The 5,477-nt window shown below is 45.0% G+C and carries 4 protein-coding genes; 2 read left to right on the top strand and 2 right to left on the bottom strand.

What is annotated here, in order from left to right; all coding sequences use genetic code 11:
- Positions 1–632 precede the first annotated feature (632 nt).
- Both LUQ50_RS07645 and LUQ50_RS07640 read left to right on the top strand, forming a co-directional pair.
- Positions 633–1,151: a DUF3795 domain-containing protein gene (locus tag LUQ50_RS07645; RefSeq protein WP_367278976.1), complete on the top strand. Its 519-nt coding sequence runs from the start codon at positions 633–635 to the stop codon at positions 1,149–1,151.
- A 198-nt stretch (positions 1,152–1,349) separates the two neighbouring features.
- A complete protein-coding gene (locus LUQ50_RS07640) occupies positions 1,350–3,923 on the top strand; it encodes a cation-translocating P-type ATPase (RefSeq protein WP_300038646.1) in 2,574 nt (857 codons plus the stop codon).
- Positions 3,924–3,927: 4 nt separating this feature from the next.
- Here LUQ50_RS07640 and LUQ50_RS07635 read toward each other — a convergent pair whose 3' ends face one another.
- The gene (locus LUQ50_RS07635) at positions 3,928–4,908 is read right to left on the bottom strand and encodes a diacylglycerol kinase family protein (RefSeq protein ID WP_300038643.1); all 981 of its coding nucleotides are present in this window, start codon (positions 4,906–4,908) and stop codon (positions 3,928–3,930) included.
- Positions 4,909–4,974: 66 nt separating this feature from the next.
- Positions 4,975–5,343 carry a hypothetical protein gene (locus LUQ50_RS07630; RefSeq protein ID WP_300038640.1) on the bottom strand — a complete coding sequence of 123 codons (369 nt, stop codon included), beginning with the start codon at positions 5,341–5,343 and terminating at the stop codon, positions 4,975–4,977.
- Positions 5,344–5,477: the final 134 nt, after the last annotated feature.

Raw genomic sequence — 5,477 nt, 5'->3', positions numbered from 1 at the left:
ATATCTTAAAATCGATATAACTTTCGGTTCACCTAATATTCCAAAATAAGTTCCAATTGCAAGATTTTGTAGAAAAATAAAATGAAAAAAGGACGGTAACTTCAGATCACTGAATACTTACAGATATTCTATATTAGAGCCCGCAATATCCTTTGTTTCAGGGCGGGAAGATCCCGCGATCTTCCCGCTTTCTCCCACTCTCCCGCTACAAGGAATTGAAACCAGATAATTATGGTTATCATGGATATATTCAGGAACACTCCGGTAGGTTCAAGCGATAATCAAGCGATAAGTGACTTCCATTTTTGACATCAGCCATAAATCGCCGACCTGACAGTATTTAACTATACCCGGACTGCCCCAGTATTTCATATAAATGTCGTCCGATTCATTCTTGAATACCCGGTTAACACAACAAAAATTTTTTACTACTGATATATAGATCGGATGATATAACTACGAAATTCCTCCTTATGAACTTGACATTCTAGAGCCTATGGAGACCCATAAATGAGTTAGCGAACTACAGAGGTTTATCAGCTGGAAACAGACTACCAGTAACTCCACAGGTTTATGCTAAATCATCAGCAATCGACCAATATTTTTAAGAATAAGAGGAATATTAAGAAAATATGAAAGAATACAATTTGATCGGTTGTTGTGGAATATCCTGTGGATTATGCCCCAGGTTTCAATCAAAAGCAAAATCCCGATGTATGGGGTGTGGACCCGATGCCCATTGTTCCTATTGTTCCATATTCCGATGTTGTTCAATGAAACGAGACTATGAAACCTGTGCGGATTGTTCTGAATTCCCGTGTAAAAAATTCGACACATGGTTTGATGCAGATAGTTTTGTCACACACCAGAAATGTCTTTCAAATATTCAAGAGATTAAAAAAACAGGAATTAAGGAGTTCTTACATGAACAAGGTGAGAGAAAGAATATTCTTGAGATAATGCTGGAGAAATATAACCCCGGACGATCTGCAACTCTGTATTGTCTGGCTTCAGCCCTGATGAACCCCGAATCATTGAAAAAAGCAATAAAACAGATTGAGAGTGTCAAAGAAGATAAACCAAAATCGTTTAAAATGGTGATCCAAGAATATGCAGACGAGGAAAAAACCTCCCTGAAACTGAGGAAATGATCTTCTTTTTATTCAGAGCCAGTAAAGAAGGAGGATGCACGGGTTACTTTTTTTTTATCGAACTTCTTATCAGCTCATAGGTCTCATTTGACGTAACCGTTGAATGGGTGCAACGATCAGATTCTGCAATCAGGATATCGTATATTGATGAGATAGACACCGGCAACGAACCAAATATCTGAAGAATTGGTATCAATCATGACTATCCTCGAAATTGATGCGATCAAAGGCCTTTCCAGCGAGCAGGCAGCTGAAAAGATCAGAACCGAAGGATACAATGAACTCCCGGAAGCACAAAAACACGGCATTCCCGGGATCATCTTAGAAGTAGTCAAAGAACCAATGTTCATCCTTCTGGTAGCAAGCGGGCTGATCTACTTCTTCCTTGGTGATGTTACCGAAGGCATCATGCTGATGAGTTTCGTGGTTGTCATCATCGGGATTACGGTGTACCAGGAGCAGAAGACTGAAAAGGCCCTGGAAGCGTTACGAAATCTTTCCAGTCCCCGTGCTCTGGTAATCAGAGACGGAGAACAGAAACGAATCGCAGGCAGGGAAGTGGTAACCGGTGATATTCTCATCCTCTCAGAAGGAGACCGGGTGCCTGCAGATGGGATTCTTCTCTCATCAAACCATATTTCAGTGGATGAATCGCTTCTGACCGGAGAGTCGGTCCCGGTCAGAAAAATTCCCTGGGTAAAAGGACAAGCCGGGCAGCATCCGGGAGGAGATGACCTGCCCTTCATCTACTCCGGCACTATGGTTGTTCAGGGGCAGGGTCTTGCGGAGGTCAGAGCAACAGGCCCCCGGACCGAGATGGGAAAGATAGGCACCGTTTTGCAGACCGTGGATCGGGATGACACCAGACTGAAAACAGAGATCTCCTGGATGGTCAAGACCATCGCCATCGTCGGGCTGCTCCTGTGTCTGATCATCGTGATAGTATATGGGTTTACACAGGCAGACTGGATATCCGGCCTTCTTGCCGGGATCACGCTGGCTATGGCTATCCTCCCTGAAGAATTTCCGGTTGTCCTGACAATATTTCTTGCTCTTGGTGCATGGAGGATCTCACAAAAACAGGTATTAACACGTCATGTTCCGGCGATTGAGACTCTTGGTTCTGCAACGGTGCTTTGTGTAGACAAAACCGGTACCCTCACCCAGAACAAAATGACGGTTCAGACCTTTTTTGCCGATGGGGTGATCGGTGACCATGATCCAACCGGAGCAAATTCAGTTCCTGACATCTGCCATGAATTATCTGAGTACGCCATCCTTGCCTGCAAAAAAGATCCCTTCGATCCGATGGAAAAAGCACTCATCCGCCTGTCGGATGGTGATTTTGGCAAAACTGAACATATCCACACCGGCTGGGACCTTATTGTAGAATATCCCCTTTCACCCGAACTCCTGGCAATGTCTAATGTCTGGCAATCCCCTGATGGAAATGAGTTTATAATTGCGTCAAAAGGAGCGCCCGAGGCAATTGCTGATCTCTGTCATCTTCCTGAACCAGACCGGGAAATGCTGGCCAGGCAGATCAACACACTCGCCGCAAAAGGACTCCGTATTCTAGGGGTGGCGAAATCTTCGTTTGTTCTTCCTGAACTCCCTGATGGGCAACATGATTTTGAATTTGTGTTCCTGGGACTGATTGGATTCGCAGATCCAATACGGCCTGGAATTCTCGAAGCTGTGAAAGAATGTCATTCAGCCGGGATTCGGGTTATCATGATCACCGGAGACTATCCACTGACTGCACGAAGCATTGCACAGCAGATCGGTCTTCATCATGCAGATGAATGTATTACCGGGTCAGAACTTGAACAGATATCGGAAGCGGATTTAAAAGACAAAATCAGGACTGCCACTCTGTTTGCAAGGGCTGTACCGGAGCAGAAACTACGGATCGTCAACGCCCTTAAAGCCAATCAGGAGGTTGTCGCTATGACCGGTGACGGGGTGAACGATGCCCCGGCATTAAAGTCTGCTGATATCGGAATTGCGATGGGAGGCAGGGGAACTGATGTCGCCAGGGAAGCTTCCTCACTTGTTCTGCTTGACGATAACTTCACCTCGATTGTATCTGCGGTCAGGTTAGGGAGGAGAATCTATGATAATCTGAAGAAAGCGATGGCATATATCTTCTCTATCCATGTTCCGATTGCCGGGATGTCACTTATCCCCGTGCTATTTAATCTGCCTCTCATTCTTATGCCGGTCCATATCGTCTTTCTTGAATTGATCATCGACCCAGCCTGTTCAGTCGTGTTCGAGTCTGAAAAAGAAGAATCAAATGTTATGAATCGACCCCCTCGTCAGAGAGACGAACGGCTATTTACCAGGAAGACACTCTTCCTGAGTCTCCTTCAGGGATTTGTGGTACTGGCAGTTGTCTTTCTGGTGTATCTCTCTGCGATAAGCAGGGGTCTAAATGAACCCGAGGTAAGGACGCTCACCTTTACGACGATTGTAACTGCAAATCTGCTCCTGATCCTGACAAACCGTTCATGGTCAGAGACTATGGTTCAGACAATCCAGACTCCGAACAAGGCGATGGGATGGGTATTTGCCGGAACAATTATCGGTCTCGCCCTGATTCTTATTGTCCCTTCACTTCAGAATCTCTTCAGGTTTGCTCCGATATCATGGGAAGAACTCATCACCTGTGTGTTGGCCGGTGTTCTGAGTGTCCTCTGGTTTGAGGTGTATAAAGTCTGGAGTTCACGGCAAAAAGGAAAAGAAAAGGCAACATACCCGTCTCTGTGATAGATCAGGAGATCCCTGGATCAAGACAGGGGAATTGCGAATGTGGGAGAGGTTGTTCATCATGATCACGAAATGAATCAGGAGCCATGATCGTGACCGCTGCCGGATCGATCGTAAGTCTGATTGGTGTCCGGGTCATCTTTTCTCCCCCCATAATTACGTATTTCCTTGGTTTAGTCTGAATGCACGCTGATTCCGCTTTGAACAACCGCGACTCTGGAAATACCAGATGCCGCCCAAGGAGAAACCCTATCCAGAACTTGAGTCCCTGCCATTCACTTTCCGAGTCCATGGCAAAAATGATAAGTGTTTTATTATCGATATGGGCATCAGGGGTGATCTTGCGTGTTCCGTAAAAACTACCGTTCGCAATGATCAACTGTCTTGTTTTGATACATTCAGTTACTCCGTCGATGGTGATAGAGCAGGAAAACAGTTGTTGCGAGATGAGATAACGGGTCTCATACAGAAGGTAAGATAAAACTCCAAGATACCGCTTCAGACGCCTCGGGGTTGCCGAGATCACATCCCGGGAAAATCCTACCGTGGCGATGTTGATAAAATACTGTTCATTGATCATCCCGAGGTCTACATCAACCACTTTTCCATGAACTATGACCTCTACGGCCTTTTCAAGTGACATGGGAATCCCCATAGAACGAGCAAAATTATTCGCTGTTCCCATCGGGAGGATACCAAGAACAGTATCCATATGAACAAAAAGATCGGTGATGGTGTTAAATGTCCCGTCACCTCCGCCAACGATAATGAGAGGATGTCCCTGATCCAGTACCTCGGTGACGACCGTTCTTAGTCGCTCAGGTTTTCTGACAGGATATGATGCGATCACATCAATACCCTGAAGGTGGAGAAGATCGAGAGCACGGAAGAATAACTTTTCCCCTTTGCGGGAATGGATGTTGACGATGAGAACTGCCTGTCTCTTTTTCCGGATGAGATCTCCAAGTTCTCGTTTATTAGTCATAGAACTTCCTGAATGAACACGGTACCGGATTTCCTTTCAAATTTTTTATAAAAAAGAAGTAATTTTTCATTCTTTCCCGGATAGAGCAGACTTTAGTGCTGTATCGATTGCACTAGATAGATAATCGCCTGCAAGGTCAGGAATTACCGATTCGTTGAGCTCCGAAAGATCCCGGGTCTTTTGAATGATCGTGTCCTGTTTATTAAGGGCTACGATGGCCTTTTCCCGTATGGGTAAGACTTTTTCAGAAACCTGAAGCGAGTTCAGATGATCTATCTCGGTCTTGATAACTCCCTGATAATTTTTCAGATCAACTTTCACAGCATCCCACTGCCTGAGTTTTACCTCTTCATTGATATGCCCAATCCTGGTTACTGATTCATTCTGAAATTCCTGAAGTGAACTCAGGAAGGTAAGATCGTTGGTGTTGATCACTGATGTACATCCGGCCTAATCAGCGTCAAAATGATCACTAGGTATACCTTACCCTCTCTCCAAAGAGTCCTTTCAAACCAATTTCATTCAACACCTTTTCTGTCTTCTTTTGCATACCGACGTACCACATCTGT

This window comes from Methanospirillum sp., assembly GCF_028679455.1.
In the GTDB taxonomy this organism is placed as follows: domain Archaea; phylum Halobacteriota; class Methanomicrobia; order Methanomicrobiales; family Methanospirillaceae; genus Methanospirillum.
This window is presented reverse-complemented; position numbering and strand designations above follow the sequence as displayed.